General features: G+C 72.0%; 18 protein-coding genes and 1 pseudogene. 10 read left to right on the forward strand and 9 right to left on the reverse strand.

What is annotated here, in order from left to right; all coding sequences use genetic code 11:
- Nucleotides 1–44: 44 nt before the first annotated feature.
- Entirely contained in the window at nucleotides 45–1121 is a 1077-nt protein-coding gene (locus V1227_RS07400; protein ID WP_329791743.1) for a hypothetical protein, read from the forward strand.
- Nucleotides 1122–1157: 36 nt separating this feature from the next.
- Here V1227_RS07400 and V1227_RS07405 read toward each other — a convergent pair whose 3' ends face one another.
- A complete protein-coding gene (locus V1227_RS07405) occupies nucleotides 1158–2582 on the reverse strand; it encodes an amidase family protein (RefSeq protein ID WP_329791744.1) in 1425 nt (474 codons plus the stop codon).
- Between the two features lie 526 nt (nucleotides 2583–3108).
- Nucleotides 3109–3609, reverse strand: a complete 501-nt coding sequence (locus tag V1227_RS07410; protein WP_329791745.1) for a CGNR zinc finger domain-containing protein — start codon at nucleotides 3607–3609, stop codon at nucleotides 3109–3111.
- A gap of 26 nt (nucleotides 3610–3635) precedes the next feature.
- Here V1227_RS07410 and V1227_RS07415 point away from each other — a divergent pair, with 26 nt between their 5' ends.
- Together V1227_RS07415 and V1227_RS07420 are read left to right on the forward strand one after the other, a co-directional pair.
- The gene (locus V1227_RS07415; protein WP_329791746.1) at nucleotides 3636–3842 is read left to right on the forward strand and encodes a hypothetical protein; all 207 of its coding nucleotides are present in this window, start codon (nucleotides 3636–3638) and stop codon (nucleotides 3840–3842) included.
- Nucleotides 3829–4440, forward strand: coding sequence for a TetR/AcrR family transcriptional regulator (locus tag V1227_RS07420; protein ID WP_329791747.1), 612 nt, complete (start codon nucleotides 3829–3831; stop codon nucleotides 4438–4440). The genes V1227_RS07415 and V1227_RS07420 overlap by 14 nt, the downstream gene beginning before the upstream one ends.
- On the opposite strand, the gene V1227_RS07425 is transcribed toward V1227_RS07420, so the two are convergent.
- Together V1227_RS07425 and V1227_RS07430 are read right to left on the reverse strand one after the other, a co-directional pair.
- Nucleotides 4423–4725 carry a hypothetical protein gene (locus V1227_RS07425; RefSeq protein WP_329791748.1) on the reverse strand — a complete coding sequence of 101 codons (303 nt, stop codon included), beginning with the start codon at nucleotides 4723–4725 and terminating at the stop codon, nucleotides 4423–4425. The two genes, V1227_RS07420 and V1227_RS07425, sit on opposite strands and share 18 nt — an antisense overlap.
- Before the next feature lie 24 nt (nucleotides 4726–4749).
- A complete protein-coding gene (locus tag V1227_RS07430) occupies nucleotides 4750–5613 on the reverse strand; it encodes a sucrase ferredoxin (RefSeq protein ID WP_329791749.1) in 864 nt (287 codons plus the stop codon).
- A gap of 257 nt (nucleotides 5614–5870) precedes the next feature.
- Here V1227_RS07430 and V1227_RS07435 point away from each other — a divergent pair, with 257 nt between their 5' ends.
- Together V1227_RS07435 and V1227_RS07440 are read left to right on the forward strand one after the other, a co-directional pair.
- Nucleotides 5871–6569 carry an SDR family oxidoreductase gene (locus tag V1227_RS07435; protein ID WP_329791750.1) on the forward strand — a complete coding sequence of 233 codons (699 nt, stop codon included), beginning with the start codon at nucleotides 5871–5873 and terminating at the stop codon, nucleotides 6567–6569.
- Between the two features lie 64 nt (nucleotides 6570–6633).
- Nucleotides 6634–7263, forward strand: a complete 630-nt coding sequence (locus V1227_RS07440; protein ID WP_329791751.1) for a class I SAM-dependent methyltransferase — start codon at nucleotides 6634–6636, stop codon at nucleotides 7261–7263.
- On the opposite strand, the gene V1227_RS07445 is transcribed toward V1227_RS07440, so the two are convergent.
- Complete coding sequence (locus tag V1227_RS07445; RefSeq protein ID WP_329791753.1) at nucleotides 7260–8009, reverse strand: ZIP family metal transporter; 750 nt, start codon at nucleotides 8007–8009, stop codon at nucleotides 7260–7262. The two genes, V1227_RS07440 and V1227_RS07445, sit on opposite strands and share 4 nt — an antisense overlap.
- Before the next feature lie 165 nt (nucleotides 8010–8174).
- Here V1227_RS07445 and V1227_RS07450 point away from each other — a divergent pair, with 165 nt between their 5' ends.
- The gene (locus tag V1227_RS07450) at nucleotides 8175–9119 is read left to right on the forward strand and encodes a helix-turn-helix transcriptional regulator (RefSeq protein ID WP_329791755.1); all 945 of its coding nucleotides are present in this window, start codon (nucleotides 8175–8177) and stop codon (nucleotides 9117–9119) included.
- A gap of 2 nt (nucleotides 9120–9121) precedes the next feature.
- Nucleotides 9122–9388 carry a hypothetical protein gene (locus V1227_RS07455; RefSeq protein WP_329791756.1) on the forward strand — a complete coding sequence of 89 codons (267 nt, stop codon included), beginning with the start codon at nucleotides 9122–9124 and terminating at the stop codon, nucleotides 9386–9388.
- Here V1227_RS07455 and V1227_RS07460 read toward each other — a convergent pair.
- Nucleotides 9300–12209 carry an NACHT domain-containing protein gene (locus V1227_RS07460; RefSeq protein WP_329791757.1) on the reverse strand — a complete coding sequence of 970 codons (2910 nt, stop codon included), beginning with the start codon at nucleotides 12207–12209 and terminating at the stop codon, nucleotides 9300–9302. The genes V1227_RS07455 and V1227_RS07460 overlap by 89 nt on opposite strands.
- Before the next feature lie 30 nt (nucleotides 12210–12239).
- A complete protein-coding gene (locus tag V1227_RS07465) occupies nucleotides 12240–12791 on the reverse strand; it encodes a cadmium resistance transporter (protein ID WP_329791758.1) in 552 nt (183 codons plus the stop codon).
- A 188-nt stretch (nucleotides 12792–12979) separates the two neighbouring features.
- On the opposite strand from V1227_RS07465, the pseudogene V1227_RS40575 reads away from it, so the two are divergent.
- From V1227_RS40575 to V1227_RS07480, 3 genes and pseudogenes are all read left to right on the forward strand, one after another.
- Nucleotides 12980–13435 (forward strand): annotated as a pseudogene (locus V1227_RS40575) (SDR family NAD(P)-dependent oxidoreductase); the annotation flags it as partial.
- Between the two features lie 27 nt (nucleotides 13436–13462).
- Nucleotides 13463–13756, forward strand: coding sequence for a hypothetical protein (locus tag V1227_RS07475; protein WP_329791760.1), 294 nt, complete (start codon nucleotides 13463–13465; stop codon nucleotides 13754–13756).
- Nucleotides 13757–13766: 10 nt separating this feature from the next.
- Nucleotides 13767–14327 carry a TetR/AcrR family transcriptional regulator gene (locus tag V1227_RS07480; protein ID WP_329791761.1) on the forward strand — a complete coding sequence of 187 codons (561 nt, stop codon included), beginning with the start codon at nucleotides 13767–13769 and terminating at the stop codon, nucleotides 14325–14327.
- Here the strand turns inward: V1227_RS07480 and V1227_RS07485 are convergent.
- Together V1227_RS07485 and V1227_RS07490 are read right to left on the reverse strand one after the other, a co-directional pair.
- Nucleotides 14316–15113: an LLM class flavin-dependent oxidoreductase gene (locus V1227_RS07485; RefSeq protein WP_329791762.1), complete on the reverse strand. Its 798-nt coding sequence runs from the start codon at nucleotides 15111–15113 to the stop codon at nucleotides 14316–14318. The two genes, V1227_RS07480 and V1227_RS07485, sit on opposite strands and share 12 nt — an antisense overlap.
- 63 nt (nucleotides 15114–15176) lie before the next feature.
- Nucleotides 15177–15671, reverse strand: a complete 495-nt coding sequence (locus V1227_RS07490) for a DinB family protein (RefSeq protein WP_329791763.1) — start codon at nucleotides 15669–15671, stop codon at nucleotides 15177–15179.
- Between the last annotated feature and the right edge of the window lie 303 nt (nucleotides 15672–15974).

A 15974-nucleotide genomic window follows, 5' to 3' on the forward strand; every position in this document is an offset into this window, starting at 1 on the left:
GACATCAGTGGCACTCGGCCGGGTGACGCGGGAATGATGTTGTGATGCACTCGCTGCCCGCCACCGTGGCCTCCGCACTCGCCGAGGCCGACAGCGAGAGCACCGACTGGCCCGACCGGTGGCAGGCGCTCACCGCCGTGTCGGTCGAGCTGCAGTCGTTGCTGGTCACCGACCCCGGACCGGAACTCGTCGCGCTGATCGAGCAGATCGTCACCCAGCTCGCGGACGGGGTCGCCGCGAGCCGGCGGCACCGCGTGGAGCTGGCCGAGCTGGCCCACCGCGTGCTGGACACCCACGCCCGCGCGTGCGCCGAGACCACGGCCGACCCCGTGCGGCTCGCCGACTGGCTGCTCGACCTGCAGCTGCAGCACCCCGAAGCGCCCGACGTCAGCCTCGCCGCCTACGCACGGGCCCTCGACGACGACGGCCTGCAGCGCTACCGCGACCGCGCCGTCGCGCTGTTCGAGCCGCTGCCGGTGATCGGGTTCGGCGAGACCGGCCGCTACGACCGCGCCCGCTGGGCGTTGCTGCGCGTCATGGAGGAGCTCGCCGAGTACACCGAGGACGTCGACCTGCAGCTGCTGGTGCTGTCCAAGGACCTGTCCTCGGGCTGGCACTACCTGCAGGTGGCGACCGTGCTGCGCGACAACGGCCGCTCCGGTGAGGCCCTGGAGTGGGTGGAGCGGGGCCTGCGCGCCGTGGGCGGCCGGGGTGCGGCGCTGCGGCTGATCGACCTCGCGGTGGAGGAGCACGTGCGGCGGGGCGCGCCCGAGCGGGCGGTGCAGGTGTGCCGGGAGGCGTTCCTGGCCCGGCCCAGCCTCGAGGTCTACCTCAAGATCCGCGCGCTGGCCGTGCACACCGACGGGTGGCCGCCGCTGCGCGCGGAGCTGGTCGAGCACCTCGTGCGGGACGGCAGCCGTCTGGCGATCGAGGTCTACCGGCGCGTGGTCGAGGTGGAGCTGGCACGCCGCGGCGTGCAGGAGCAGGACGTGGTCGTGGAATGGCTGCGGCAACTACGCGGCCTGCAGCCCGACGCGTTCGCCGACTACCTGGACCACATCAGGTCGCGGCACGTGGCGGACCGGGAACTGCTCGACGAGTTGTCCCGCCGCGGATTCTGATCGTTCCCACTTCGGATAGTACGTCTTCGTAATATATTAGTTCGCAGGACCGAGGCCGGAGGGGGTTCGGTCCGCCCACGGCCGGGCGCGTTCCAGCTGGGCGGAGACCGACAGCAGGGTGCACTCGTCGTGCTGGCGGCCCACGAGCTGCACCGCCAGCGGCAGCCCCGACGAGGTGCGCCCGGCGGGAACCGACGCGGCGGGGTTGCCGACGATGTTCCACAGCGGCAGGAACGTGGTGTAGCGGGCGGCGGCGAGCAGGGCGGTGACGACGTCGCGGCCGTCCCACTCGCCGACGCGGATCGGCGGACGGGTCAGCGCCGGGGTCAGCAGCACGTCGACGGAGGCGAACACCCGGTTCGCGTAGGCCGTGAGCGCCGTGTCGGATCCGGTGGCCCACCGCACCAGCCCGCGCGGCACGCGGCGTCCCAGCTCGGCGGCCGTGCGGGTGCGGGCCTCGACCAGGTCCGGCAGCTCCAGGCCGGCGCGCGCGAGGTGCGCGTTGTGCAGGTAGCGCAGCGCGAACTGCGTGGAGGCGGCGAGGTCGCGCATCGGCGGGTCCAGCCGCACGACGTCGTGACCGAGGTCGGTGAGCAGCGCGGCGGTGTCCTGCACGGCGTCGCGCACCTCGTCGGCGATCGGGATGCCCGGCCCCCACGGCCGCAGCGACACCCCGATCCGCAGCCGGCCGGGGTCGGTGCGCGCGGCCTCGGTGAAGCTGGTCCGGGGCGGGTGCGCGACGTGCGCGTCACCGGGGGCGGCGCCGTGGATCTGGTCGGCCACCAGCGCCCAGTCGCCGACCGTGCGGGTGAGGGGGCCCGCGACCACGAGGCCGCCGAGCATCTGCGGTTCCGGGGCGAGGGAGACGCGGCCGCGCTGGGGCTTGAGCGCGAACAGGCCCGTCACCGCGGCGGGGATGCGCAGGGAGCCGGCGCCGTCGGTGCCGATCGCCGCCGCCGCGAGGCCCGCCGCCACGGCCGCGGCCGAGCCGCCGCTGGACCCGCCGGGGGAGTGCGTGAGCGACCACGGGTTGCGCGTCGGCCCCGCCCAGCTGCTCTCGGTGTGCGGCCACAGCCCGAGCTCCGGCATGCGGGTGCGGCCGATGACCACGGCCCCGGCCGCGCGCAGCCGCGCCACGATCGCCGAGTCGGCCGGCTGCGGGGCGCGGGCGGCGTTGGTGCCCTTCGTGGTGGGCAGGCCCTCGACCGCGATGTCCTCCTTGACCGCGATCGGCACACCCAGCAGCGGCAGGTCCTCACCCGCCGCGCGGCGCGCGTCGGCCCGCTCGGCCTGCTGCAGTGCCTGCTCGGTGAACACGAGCCGGAACGCGTTGAGCTTCGGGTCGATGCGCTCGATGCGGCGCAGGTGCTCGAGGACCAGCTCGCGCGCGGTCACCTCACCGGACCGCACGGCGTGCGCCTGCCTCGCGACCCCGGCGAAACACAGCTGCGTCAGCTCCATGAACCGAATCCAAGCATCGACCGGTGATCTACGGAATGGGAGTGGTCCGCATGAAGGTCCTCGCGATGGCCGCGGCGGTCCTCGTCGCCCTGAGCACGCTGGTGTCACCGGCGTACGTCGTCACCCCGGTGTACCGCTACGAGATCATCGACCGCGCCAACAGCCGGCTGACCGCCAACAACGGTGTGCGCGTGCCGTACGACATCCACTCGCACCGGGACGGCTACCGCCAGGACTGCTCCGGCCACGTCTCGATGGCCGCGCGCCTGGACAAGCCCGGCCCGATCACCGTCGAGCTCGCGTCCGGGACGTGGTCGGAGCCGATCGCCATGTCCTCGCTCGAGCGCGGCGACATCGTCGTGGACGGCATCGGCGCCACCGCGCAGGACCGGCACGTCGTGCTCTTCGACCGCTGGGTCGACTCCACCCGCCGCGCCTACTTCGCCCACGAGCAGCGCGGCGGCTCAAGAACGTCATCGACAAGTGAGGCCGGGTGGTGCCCGCCGATCCCGGTGGGCACCCCCGCTCACGCGCCGCGGCGGCTGCGGTGCTGGGCGACGGCGACGCGGTTGGCGCACCTGGTGGAGCAGAAGCGCCGTTTGCCGTTGCGGCTGGTGTCGACGAACACCGTGTCGCAGCCCTCGCGGCCGCACCAGCCGATGCGCCCGGCGTCCTCGCAGAACAACGCCGCCATGCCCGCCGCGGTGTAGGCCTTGACCCGCACGTCGGTCGGCGCGTCCTCGCGGGCGTAGTGCAGGTGCGGGGCGCGGCCGTCGTGGGTGGAGATGTAGTGGGTGGTCGACGAGCGGGCGAGCAGGTCGTTGAGCAGCTCCACGGTGGGCGCGCGGAACACCTGGCGCAGCAGCTCGACCCAGTCCCGCACGTCACGTTCCTGCCGGGCGTCGAGCGATCCGAGGGGCTTGTAGTCGGAGGCTTCCAGCAGCTCGATCAGCGGCTGGGTGTGCTCGGCGTTGACCAGCTTCGCGGCCAGCTCGGCGGCCGCCCCGCCGTAAGGGTTGAAATGCACTAGACCATGACACCAGGCTGGGGGTCATGATCGCCACCTGCCCCGCCTGCCACTGGCCCTGCACCGCCGCCGTCTCCGCGCACGGCCCCGTCGCCTACCTGCGCTGCGTGTGCGGCCTGTTCCTCGTCGTGGAGAGCGGAACGGTCACCGCCACGGCCGGGACCAGCGCGTTCGCCCCGGTTCACCACACCGGTGGTGATCTTGCTAGTGTCGCGGACCGTGAGCCGTCGTGATCTGCTGTGCGACACCGCGATCCAGATCCTCGCGGTGGACGGCGGCCGGGGCCTGACCCACCGCGCGATCGACCGCGAGGCGGGCGTCCCCCTCGGCACCACCAAGAACTACTTCCCGACCCGCGAGGCGATCCTCACCGCCACCGCCGCGCGCATGACCGCCCTGCACCGCGCCGCCGTCGACCGCCTGCGCGAGACCACCCCGGCCGGCATCAGCGCCGCCGACGTCGCCGAGCTCTACCCGGCCCTGCTGCGCCGCGCGGTCGCCGACGACCCGACGCAGATGCTCGCCATGGTCGAGCTGTACCTGGAGGCGGTGCGCCGGCCGGGGGTGCGTGAGGCGTTGTCGGGCATGGTGCTCGCCAACGCCGAGGCCGCCGCCGCCCTGCAGCAGAAGGCGGGCCTGCCCTCCACCGTCCGCGACACCGGCCTGCTCGACGCCTACTTCCTCGGCGTGGCGATCTCCCTGCTGGCGCTGCCGCCGGAGACCCTGCGCACCGTCGGGCTCGACGACCCGTACGCGCTGGGCATCGGCGTGTTCTGCGCGACCGTGCCCGGCGCCGGCCCGCCGCGGGACCGCTCAGCCGGGCCGGGCTGAGCCCGGTTCCGCGATGCCGGCGTAGCGGTGTGCCAGCTGCCGGCACACCCGCACGAGTGCGGGCGGCCGCACCTCGGTGAGGTCGGTGTCGAACGTGGCGAGGATCCCGGCGATGCCGGCCCAGGACCAGGCGCCGAGCGTGAGGCGGCTGTGGCCGTCACGGCGGCGATGAGGACCGTGCGGCTGATCCTGGCCACCGACGCCGTTCCCGGCGCCCTGGCCACCGCCGCGCTGTGCCCGCTGCTGGCCGCCGCCACCCGGCTCCGCCGCCCACCCGCCGCGCACGCCGTGCCGGCCGGGGCCTCGCGGTCAGCGGTGGACGCGCACCCGTTGCTCGATCGCCGTCGCGACCAGCGCGATCGCGATGTCCGGTGACTTGCCGCAGCTCGCCGGGCGCGGCGGCACGGGCTGCTCGGCCAGCGACACCCGCCACTCGCGGCCGTCGGCGTGCCGCACGGTCGCGGAGTCCGCGGTCTCGGCGACGACGGTGAGCACGTCGCGCGTCTCGCCGATCCTCTCGCGCACGGCGACCTCGGCGACCTGGCCGCGCGGGGTGAAGCAGGACCGGCCGCGGCACCGGTCGGCGAGGATGCCCTCGGTGACGACGCGCTCGGCCAGCCGGTGGTCGATACGCCCGTACAGGTGACCGGTGGGCAGCAGGACACCGGTGGGCGCGAAGCGGTGCCCGCCGGTGTGCGTGCACTCCCACAGCCGCAGCGCGGTGGCGATCGGGCGGCCGTACAGCGCGCAGCACACGTCGCGTTTGCTGTTGGTGCAGATCAGCAGCAACGGGTCGTGCACCGGGGTGCCGAACGCGGTGGAGCGGCCCGCGCCCAAGGCCTCGAGGTCCAGTTCCAGCGCCTCCTCCGGGGACGCGAGATCGGCCTGCTCCAGCCACGATGCACCGGGCTTCGTCGAGGCCAGGTACAGGCGCCGGGTCGCGGGCACGTGGTCGTCGGCGTGGCGGCCGGGACGGCGGATGAGCAGGATCCGCACCCCGGTCCCGGCGGCGCGGCGGGCCAGTTCGGCGCCGAGTTCGGGGTCGAGGTGGCTCTCGGTCAGCGCGTCGCGGCCCCAGGGGCCCGGCTGCTCCAGGCACAGCCACGCCGTCGCGGTCGCGGCCGTGCCGGCCAGCGGTTCCCCCGCGAAGTCGGAGAGTGTCGAGCACCTCATCTGCACACTCTATACGGCCGTTCGGGTGAGGAGTAAGGGCAGCCTTACTCACGGTTCGTGGATGTCTCGAGGGCGGGCTTCACCTGTTGGGCCGCGATGAAACCAGATCGGGCGAGTGTCACGGCCCTGCGACTCGAAGCCGCGGTACTCCCCGACGGGGGTGGCGCTCAGCTCGTGGCGCCGCGGCGACTGCACGACGGCGCACCGGCACCGCGACAGCCAGGGGATTCGCGTGCTCGAACACATAGGGTGGCGGTATGACGACGGTGATCACCGGGGGAAGCCGGGGTATCGGTGCCGCGACCGCGCGCAGGCTCGTGCGCGACGGGCACCGGGTCGTGATCAGCTACCGCCAGGCCGCCGACGAGGCCCGCGCGCTGGAACAGGAGCTGGGCGTGCTCGCGGTGCAGGCCGACACCGCGAACGAGGACGACGTGGTGCGCCTGTTCGACGCGGCCGGCGACGACATCACCGGCGTGGTCAACAACGCGGGCATCACCTCCCCGTCCGGCCCGCTGGCCGAGCTGCGCACCGAGGACCTGCGCCGCGTCGTGGACGTGAACGTCGTCGGCGCGATCTTCGTCGCCCGCGAGGCCGCGCGGCGCATGACCCGCGGCGCGATCGTGAACGTCTCCTCCGGCGCGGCGACGCTGGGCAGCCCGGGGGAGTACGTGCACTACGCCGCCACCAAGGCCGCCGTCGACGCGCTGACGATCGGCCTGGGCAAAGAGCTCGCGCCGCGCGGCATCCGCGTCAACGGCGTGCAGCCCGGCACCGTCCGCACCGACATCCACCGGCTCTCCGGCCAGCCCGACCGCCCCGACCGCGTCGCCGGGCGGGTGCCCCTGGGCCGTCCCGGAGAGGTGGAGGAGATCGCGAACGCCATCGCGTGGCTGCTCTCGGACGAGGCCTCCTACGCCACGGGCTCGATCCTGCGGGTGACCGGCGGAACGTGACCGCGCGATCTGCGTCCGTTCGGCTCTGCGGGCATCCGGCGCGCTGCCCCTAAGCTTCACCGTCATGTCCGCGCCCGCGCTCACCGACTTCGTGCTCGCCCACACCTCGCCGGTGCCGGTGCCGCTGGTGCCGGAGGTGGTGCTGCACAGCGCGGTCGAGGCGATGGACCTGTGGGAACGCACCCGCCACGACCAGCCGCCGTTCTGGGCGTTCCCCTGGGCGGGCGGCCAGGCCCTCGCGCGGCACGTGCTCGACCACGCGGGTCTGGTCCGCGGCAGGAAGGTCTTCGACCTCGCGTCCGGCTCCGGCCTGGTGGCGATCGCGGCGGCCCTGGCCGGAGCCGAGTGCGTGACGGCCAACGACATCGACCCGCTCGCGCTCGCGGCCGTGGAGCTCAACGCCGCCGCCAACGGCGTCACCGTCACCGCCCTGGGCGGTGACCGGCTCGACGGCGATGCCCGCGGAGCCGACGTGGTGCTGGCCGGGGACGTGTTCTACGACGCGGAGATCACCGCCCTGGTGCTGCCGTTCCTGGCCAGGGCCGCCGCACGGGGTGCGCTGGTGCTGCTGGGCGACCCGGACCGCGCGCACCTGCCGCGGGACCGGTTCGCCGCCCAGGCCCGCTACGAGGTGCCGGTGCCGCTGACGCTGGAGAGCTCCGAGACCCGCAGCGCCACCGTCTGGCGCGCCTAGCCGAGCCGTTCCACCACGAACGCCGTCAGGAACCCGGCCGTCGTGCACAACCCGGTGTACAGGCGCGCGCGTTCGTAGGCCTCGGGGATCATCGTGTCCGCGATCATCGCCAGGATCGCCCCCGCCGCCACGGCGGTGATCACCGCGATCAGCTGCGGCGACGCCCCGTCGAGCAGCACGTTGCCCAGCGCCGCGGACACCCCGCTGGCCACCGCGATCGCACCCCACACCCCGAACACGTACCCGGCGCCGCGGCCCGCGCGTTTCATGCCCGCGACGCTGGAGAGCCCTTCCGGGACGTTGGAGATGACCACCGCCGCCAGCATCGCCACCCCGACCCCGCCACCGCCGAGCAACGACACCCCCAGCACCACCGACTCCGGCACGCCGTCGAGCAGCGCCCCGACCGCGATCGCCGACCCGCTGCCCTCCTGCTCGGACTCCGTGGGCTGGTTGCTGCTGCGCTTGCGGTGCCGGGCGCCACGGCGGGCGAGCACCGCGTTGGCCAGCACGTACGCCACCGCACCGCCGAGGAACCCCGCGGAGGTCGCGAGCAGGCCGCCGGTCTGCTCGGCCTCGTCCATCAGCTCGAACGCCGCGGCCGCCATCAGCACCCCGGCACCGAACGCCATCACCACGGCGACCACGTCCCGCGGTACCCGGACGAACCAGGCGACGAGCGCCCCCAGCACGAGCGCACCGCCGCCCGCCAACCCCCACACACCCGCTTCGACCCACTGAGGCATGCCCCGGGATGACCTTCGACTCCGCGAGCTACACCTGGAGATCACCACGCCCACCGAAGGCGGATGCCTGAAGCCGGGGAGCACCGCCGCCGAACTCCCACGCGCCCCTCGACCTGGCCGGTCCCACAATCCATGCGGACAGAGTCCGTCCTAAAGTGTCGGACCATGCTGGAAACCTCGGCGCGCCTGCTGCGCCTGCTCGCCCTGCTGCAGTCACGCCGCGACTGGCAGGGCGGCGAACTCGCCGACGAGCTGCAGGTCAGCCCCCGCACCGTGCGCCGCGACGTCGACCGGCTGCGCGAGCTCGGCTACCCCGTCAACGCCACCACCGGCTCCTTCGGCGGCTACCGGCTCGGCGCCGGCGCCGAGCTCCCGCCCCTGCTGCTCGACGACAACGAAGCCGTCGCCGTGGCCGCCGCCCTGCGCGCCAACCCCGTCACGGGCCTGCAGGAGGTCTCCCTGCGCGCCCTGCTCAAGCTGGAGCAGGTCCTGCCCTCCCGCCTGCGCCACCGCGTCGCCGCCCTCGACCAGGTCGAGTCCGTCCCGCACGACAACCCGGCCCCGGCCCTCGACCCGGAACTGCTCTCCACCCTCGCCGCCGCCTGCCGCGACAACGACACCCTGCGCTTCGACTACCGCTCCCACGACGGCACCTCCACCCGCCGCCGCGTCGAACCCCACCGCCTCGTCAACTGGGGCCGCCGCTGGTACCTCGTCGCCTTCGACGCCGACAGGCGGGACTGGCGCAGCTTCCGCGTCGACCGCATCGACCCGCCCCGGCCCCCGCACGGACCCCGCTTCACCCCGCGCGAGTTCGACGCCACCGGCTACGTCGCCTCCCGCGTCAGCCAGGCCGCCTGGCGCTTCCAGGCCCGCGTCCTCGTCCACGCCCCGGCCGACGCCGTCGCCGCCCGCATCCACGCCGCCGTCGGCACCGTCGAAGCCATCGACGACACCACCTGCGTCCTCGCCCTCGGCTCCGACTCCGTCGAGACCCTCGCCGTGTGGATCGGCCTGCTCGGCTTCGACTTCGAGGTCACCTCACCACCCGAGCTCGTGGCACACGTTCGCTCTCTTGCGGCCCGCTACGCCCGCGCCGTACAAGACTGAGCATGGCCATCACCGGACGGGACATCGAGCACTTGCTCTACACCGACACCCCCGACCCGGTCCTGGTCGTGCACCAGGGCTCGACGCAGATCGTGGCCGCCGCCGAGCTGGGCGGCCACACCGGCGCGGTCGTGGTGTGCTCGCGCACCGAGGTGCTGCGCAAGGTGGGGGAGCGCGACCTCAGCGAACAGGACCTGGCCGCGATCGCCGGGGCCCTGTCGGCGACCATTCAAGACCCAACTCAGCCGCCGCCACCTTGGCCCGCTTGAGCAGATCGGGTCGTCCTTCATACACATCCTCGTCGATTTCGGTGAGCAGTTCCTCTGTGGAGAGGTATGCGCGCGTCGCCGGGAACCGGAAGCCGCGCTCGTGCAGCCGTACCCACGCTTCCAACGCCTCAGTGCTGTCGTACACCCACTCCTCCGCAAAGGCCGAGAGGATCGCCAGGTCGTCACCACCGATCCCGATGCGAGCACACGACTCACGATGCCGCAGGGAGGCCTTGATCAATCGTTGCAGCACCGGCACACACCTCGACACGGGTGTCGCTGCGAGATCAACGAGAGTGATGGCATCGTTGATCGAATGCACGGACGTCAGGGGCTGCATCGCGTCCCGCCACGTCAGGCTGACCTCGTCCAAGGTGACGTACGGCTCCGACATCAGCAGCCATTCCGGCTCCGCCTCGGCACCCGCTCCCTTGTGCAGGCTGAGGTGGAAGTGCTGCTCGCGGTCGCGGGTCAGCCACACGCACCGCACGAAGCTCGCCCACTCCGCGGCGGACAGCCGCGACTTCCAGAACAGCGCCGCCCGCCGCCAGTCGTCGACGCCGAACCGCAGATCGGGCGCGTACACCTTCTCCCGCAGCACCAGCGTCAACGTCACGAGGTTGGCCGCGTACTTCGCCTCACGGGTGGAGTCGGGCAACGGGACCGGCTCGTAGGCCGTCCGCGTCACGCGACGGTCGTCCCTCGTCTCCAGCAGCCGCACGACCAGGTCGAACATCCGGTCGTCGTCCGCGAGCTCGCGCAGGAAGTCCAGGACGGGCTTGCTGGTGGTCAGCGCCATGAACGACAGCACCGAGTACAGCTCGGTGTCGTCCACGGTGGTCTTGCGACGCGACTTGGCCGCATCCTCACGGAGCAGATCCGTCAGCGTCCGCCAGACGAACCGCGCGACCAGGTACTCGCCGAAGGTGGCGTGCAGGAACTCGTAGGTGGCGAGCTTCGTGTCGTCGCCCCGCACCGCCTCGGTCTTCTGCACGAAGAAGAACCGCCCCAGCGCCAGGTCACCGGAGGACAGGGGAGTGCGCGCACCCACGGACCTGTCCGCCGAGCCGACCTCGAGCAGCGCGGCGAGGTCAGCCGTCACCTGGTCCCCGGTCACCCATTGCACGCCGCGGTTGAACATCGCGAGCGCCACCACCGACAACCGGTCCAGCTCGAACTCGACGTCGTCGTCCAGGCCCTCCTCGGTGCGTTCGACAGGGGACTTCTCGACCTCACGCCGGGCGAACCGCTCCAGCAGCCGCTCGTAGAGCTGTCCCCGGCTGATCTGCTGGTGGTCGCGCTGCAACGCGCCGTCCACCGCGTCGTACAACGCCAACATCAGCAACAGCAGCGGCTGCTCGGCCAGCTCCGGGTACTCCAGCGCCACCTCGGCGGGCAGCGGCGCACCGCCCTCGTTCCACACCCGCAGCCACTGCCGCACCTGCTCGTCGGAGAACGGCAGCAGCCGCACCACGTGCGACATCGGGGGCAACGCCAGACCCGCGCACACGCTGAGCCGGCTCGTCACCACGAACGCCGCCGGCCGTTCCTTGTCGGCGAGGTCGCGCTGGAGCTCCGCGATCGTCGTCAGGTACCGGTTCTGGCTCACCCCGGTCGCCTGCATCAGCTCGTCCAGCCCGTCGAGGACCACCACGGGCACCGAACCCCCGGTGGCGCGGGAGAACGCCGCCCAGCCCACGGGTTCGTCGAGCAGCCGCCGCAGGCCGTGCTCGATCTGCTGCCGCACGTCCGAGTCGGCCTGCGCGGTGCGCAGCTCGACCCGCACCACGGGCGTCCCCGCGGCCGACAGCCGCGCCGCCAGCACCTCCGTGAGCACCGACTTGCCCGACCCGGGGTCACCCAGCACCAGCAACGGCGACCACCACGCCTCGGCCGACGTCAGGTGGCCCGCCAGGTAGGCGTAGAGATCGGTCCGCTCCGGCCGGTGGGCCCAGTACCCGGCCGTCGAGGGCACCGTCTCCCGGTCGGTGTTCACCAGCAGCTGGAACCGGGGGTCGACGTACGCCTCACCGAGCACCGGGATCCGCTGCCCGCCGTCGGAGGGGACCAGCGGCCGTCGCAGCGCCGCCGAGTACACCGCCGCCAGCTCCGTGAGCCACACGTCGCGCACCGGCTCGGCCGTCACCTCGCGCAGCACGTCCTCCAGCCGCGCAAGCGCCGCCCTGGTGGCGCGGTGGTCCTCCATCGACGCCCAGAACGCCACCTCGGGGCAGTCCACCGCGAGCTGCCGGAACAGCTCCCGGTAGCGGCGCACCGCGCGCTCGGGCAGCACCCGGTACGACGCGAGCGTCCCCTCCTTCTCCGCCTCGGAGAGCTCGTCCCACGCCGCCGATCCCGTCGAGACCCGTTCGAGGTCGTGGTTGAGCTCCTCGTAGAAGGTGCGGACCACGACCAGGTTCGCCTCGTGGCTCCGGCCCGCCGACGGCACGGGCAACGGCTTCTCGAACGGGTGCCCGAACTGCAAAAGGGTCTCGTCTTCCGCCGAGAACGAGAACGGCAGCTCCAGCTCGCGCAGCACCTCGAAGTACGCCGTCACCACGATGACCGAGTGGGCCGCATGCAGCCGTTGCGTGCGGTCGTAGCGGTTGAGGCCACGGCGCTTCTCGGTCACCTTCGTGACGAGGTCGGAGAACAACCGGGTGAAGTCGGGCTTGGCGTCGAACAGGTCCAGCACCTGCCACAGCCCCAGCGACCCCGCCAGCAACGCACCGCCGAGCAGCCTGTCCATCGCGGCGACCACCGGGTGGTTCTGGCCGCCGAGGATCTTCACCGCTTCGACGTAGCTGTAGGTCGTCCGCACCCGGACGTGTCTACCTGATCTTGGCCGCGCTCATCCCGAGAACAACACCAAAAGACCGATCGCGATCAGCACGACGGGCAGGGCGAGGTGACCCCACTTCGCCAGAGCGCGCGCCACCACCTGGCGCGAGGCCAGGAACCAGCCCGCGAGACACCACACACCGACCAGCACCAGGAACACCACGACGTAGACCCACAACGAGTCCGCCACTGTGAACACCGGGACGTACACGCCGATGTTGTCGCCGCCGTTCGCGAGCGTCACGCCGGCCATCGCGAGAACACCCGGCGCGGCGTCCGGCTCGTCCTCGTCCTCCGACCCCCGCCACAGCGACCACGCCGCCTTGAGACCGAGCACCAGGGGGAGGAGACCGAGCCACGGGCGCACCTGCTCCGGCAGCAGGGAAGCACCGAGCGCGCCGACGACCGCGACGGCCAGGATGCCCGTGAAACCCAGGTACTGACCCGTCACCACCTGCCACGGCGACCGGGCCCGCGCGAAGAACAGCGCCAGCAGCACCAGGTCGTCGACGTTCGTCACCGCGAACATGCCCGCCGCCTGACCGACCACCCCCGGATCCACGGCGGCATTCTCACCCACACCGAAGCGGATAGATAATCCATATCTGTGCTAGCGTCGCACCGGTAAGTGGATGAACTATCCATATCGGAGGACGTCATGACACGCCGAGCAGTCATCACCGCCGGAACCGGCGGCATCGGACTCGAACCGCACTCGGACTCACCAGAGCCGGATTCGCCGTCACCGTCATCGGACGCAACGCCGAACGCGGCGCACGAGCCGTCGACACCATCAACGCACAGCAAGGGGAACCCGCCCAGTTCCACCAAGCCGACCTCGCCTCACTCGACCAGGTCCGCGCCCTCGCCGCCCGCATCACCACCGGGGGAGACCTCGACCTGCTCGTCAACAACGTCGGCGCCCTGTACCCCGACCACACCCTCATCGACGGCGTCGAAGCCTCCTTCGTCGTCAACCACCTCTCGCCCTACCTGCTCACCGAACTGCTCCTGCCCGCACTCACCCGCCGCATCGTCAACGTCACCTCCGGCGCCGTCATCACCGCCAAGAAGGTCTTCGACCACGTCGAACCACCCGGCGGCTACTACGGCTTCCACTGGTACGGACGCGCCAAGCTCGCCAACCTCGCCTACACCCTCGACCTCGCACGCCGACTCGACACAACCGCAGTGGACGTCCTCGCGGCCGACCCGGGGGGAGCGGCCACCGACATGACCGACGGAACCATGCACGACCCCAAAATCGTCTCACCGGGCCTGAGAGTGCTCTGGCCGCTCGTACGACGCACCTTCGAACGCTCCACCTCCGGCTCCGCCGCCGCCGCGGCGCTCCCGTCGATCGAAGCCGCCACCGGAACACACCCCAACGGCACCGTCATCGGCCGCCACGGCAAACCCGTCACACCCACCCGGACCGCCACCGACCCCCACGTGCAGCAAGCAGTACGCCGGCTCAGCGAACGCCACGCCCCACTCGGACGCATTCCGGATGGCGTATCCAATTAACCTGGAGAACATGACGCCCCAGCGAAAGGACGCCGCCCGCAACTGGGAGCACATCCTCACCGTCGCCAGAGAACTCGTCGACGAAGGAACCCCGCTGCAGCTCAACGACGTCGCCCGCCGCGCAGGCCTCGGCGTCGGCACCGTCTACCGGCACTTCCCGACCACCGAAGCACTCCTCGAAACAGTCGCCGCACCCCGCCTCGAAGCACTCGCGGACCACGGCGAAAAATCCCTCGACCACGACGACCCGTGGACCGCCTTCGCCGACTACCTCACCGAACTCGTCGAAGGCCAGGTCACCGACCCCGCCCTCGCCAAGGTCTCCGCCACCGCCCACGACGTCCTGCCCCGCACCACCGAACTCAAGACCCGCATCCTCACCGCCGGCGCCCAGCTCCTCGCCCGCGCCCGCGAGGCCGGAGCCCTCCGCCCCGGCCTCGACGACGCCGACCTCGTCCCGCTCATGTGCGGCATCTCCTACGCCACCTACGTCCACAGCGACAGCCCAGCCGACCGCCTCCCCACCGCACGCCGCTACCTCGACACCCTGCTCCGCGGACTACGCGCCTGACCGCGGGGGACCGGCAGCCACGAACGCCCGCAACTCCTCAAGCCCCCGCGCCCCACCATCGGTCAACATCCACGTCACACCCGCCGCCTCGTACCCCGCCACGTCCACCGGCAACTCAGCACCACCCCACAGCACCACATCACCCTCCACCGACCCACCCGACGCCACGAAATCCGCCTTCACCCGAGCGGCATCAGCAGGGGAGAGCACCACCAACCCCTCCGCACCGAACGTCGCCGGCACCACCCCCGCCGCATGCCCCGCCGCCCGGAACGGCACCGACCGCGGCCACACCCCACCAACCCACACCGGCACCTCCACCGGAGCAAACCGCACACCACTCACCCGGAACACCTCACCCCGGTGCTCCACCACCTCACCCGACAACAACCCCCGCAGCAGCTCCACCCCCTCCGACATCGCCTCCGCCCGCGACACCCGCTCGCCGAAGGGGGAGAAGTCCTGCGGCACACCCGCACCAATCCCCAGCACCAGCCGCCCACCGGACAACCGCTGCAACGTCGACGCCTCCAACGCCACCTTCCACGGCCGACGCCGCCCCAACGACGTCACCAACGGCCCCAGCACCACCCGCGACGTCCGCGCCGCCACCGCACCCAGCGTCACCCAGACATCCGCCACCACCGGCTCGTCCGGCACCACCACGTGGTCCCACAGGAAGAAGCCGTCCCACCCGGCCTCCTCCGCCGCCACCCCCAGCGACACCAGCACCGACGGATCACCCAGCGACTCACCGAACGAAGGAACATAGATCGCGTATCGCATGCCCCGAGTGTCCCAACCACCCCCGACAAGATCATCGACAAGACCCTGACCAGCACAAACGACCTAACGACCCTCGCCGGTCGCCCCGTCGAGCTGCTCCCGCAGGATGTCCGCGTGACCCGCGTGCCGCGCCGTCTCCGTCGTCACGTGCACCAACACGTTGAACAACATCACGTCAGGACGCGGCCACCACGGCACATGACCGGGGGAGTCCACCGCCAAAGCCCCGATCGTCGCGTCCGAATGCGCCCACACCCGCCGATAGCGCGCCACGATCTCCTCACGCGACTCCAGATCCGTCGCCCGCATGTCCTGACCCCGCGCCGACAGGTCGTCCCACCGCGGCATCGGCTCCGGGAACGGCCGGCCGAACACCTCACCGAAGTAGCGCGACTCCGACAACGCCAGGTGCTTCACCAGTCCCAGCAGGTTCGTCCCGGACGCGGTCAGCGGCCGCCGCACGTCCGCCTCGTCCAGCCCCTCGAGCTTCCACACCAGCACCTCGCGCAACTCACGCAGATCGCTGTGCAGGTACGCCTTCGCGAAGTCATCGATCATGGCCGAGCAGCCTGCCACTGCGGCCGCACGAGTCCCTAACGCCACGGTGACGAAAGGCGGTGGAGGCGTCGCCGCGAGAGCAGCAGGCGTCCGACATCGGCGATCCGGCGGTCCCGGGCAAGCCGGCGGGACGGACGGGTCGCGCCGGCGACGCGAAACGCCCGCAGAAGCCGTCTGGGCGAACCGGCGCGGTGCCGCCGGGTGTCGTCAGGACCGGAGGCGTCGCAGGAGACCGCCGGGACGGCAGCGGAGGCGGACCCGATCTCGGTTACTTGACATAATGTAGATTATCGGCGAAGCCGC

It is taken from the genome of Lentzea sp. DG1S-22, from assembly GCF_036321065.1.
Classification (GTDB): domain Bacteria; phylum Actinomycetota; class Actinomycetes; order Mycobacteriales; family Pseudonocardiaceae; genus Lentzea; species Lentzea jiangxiensis.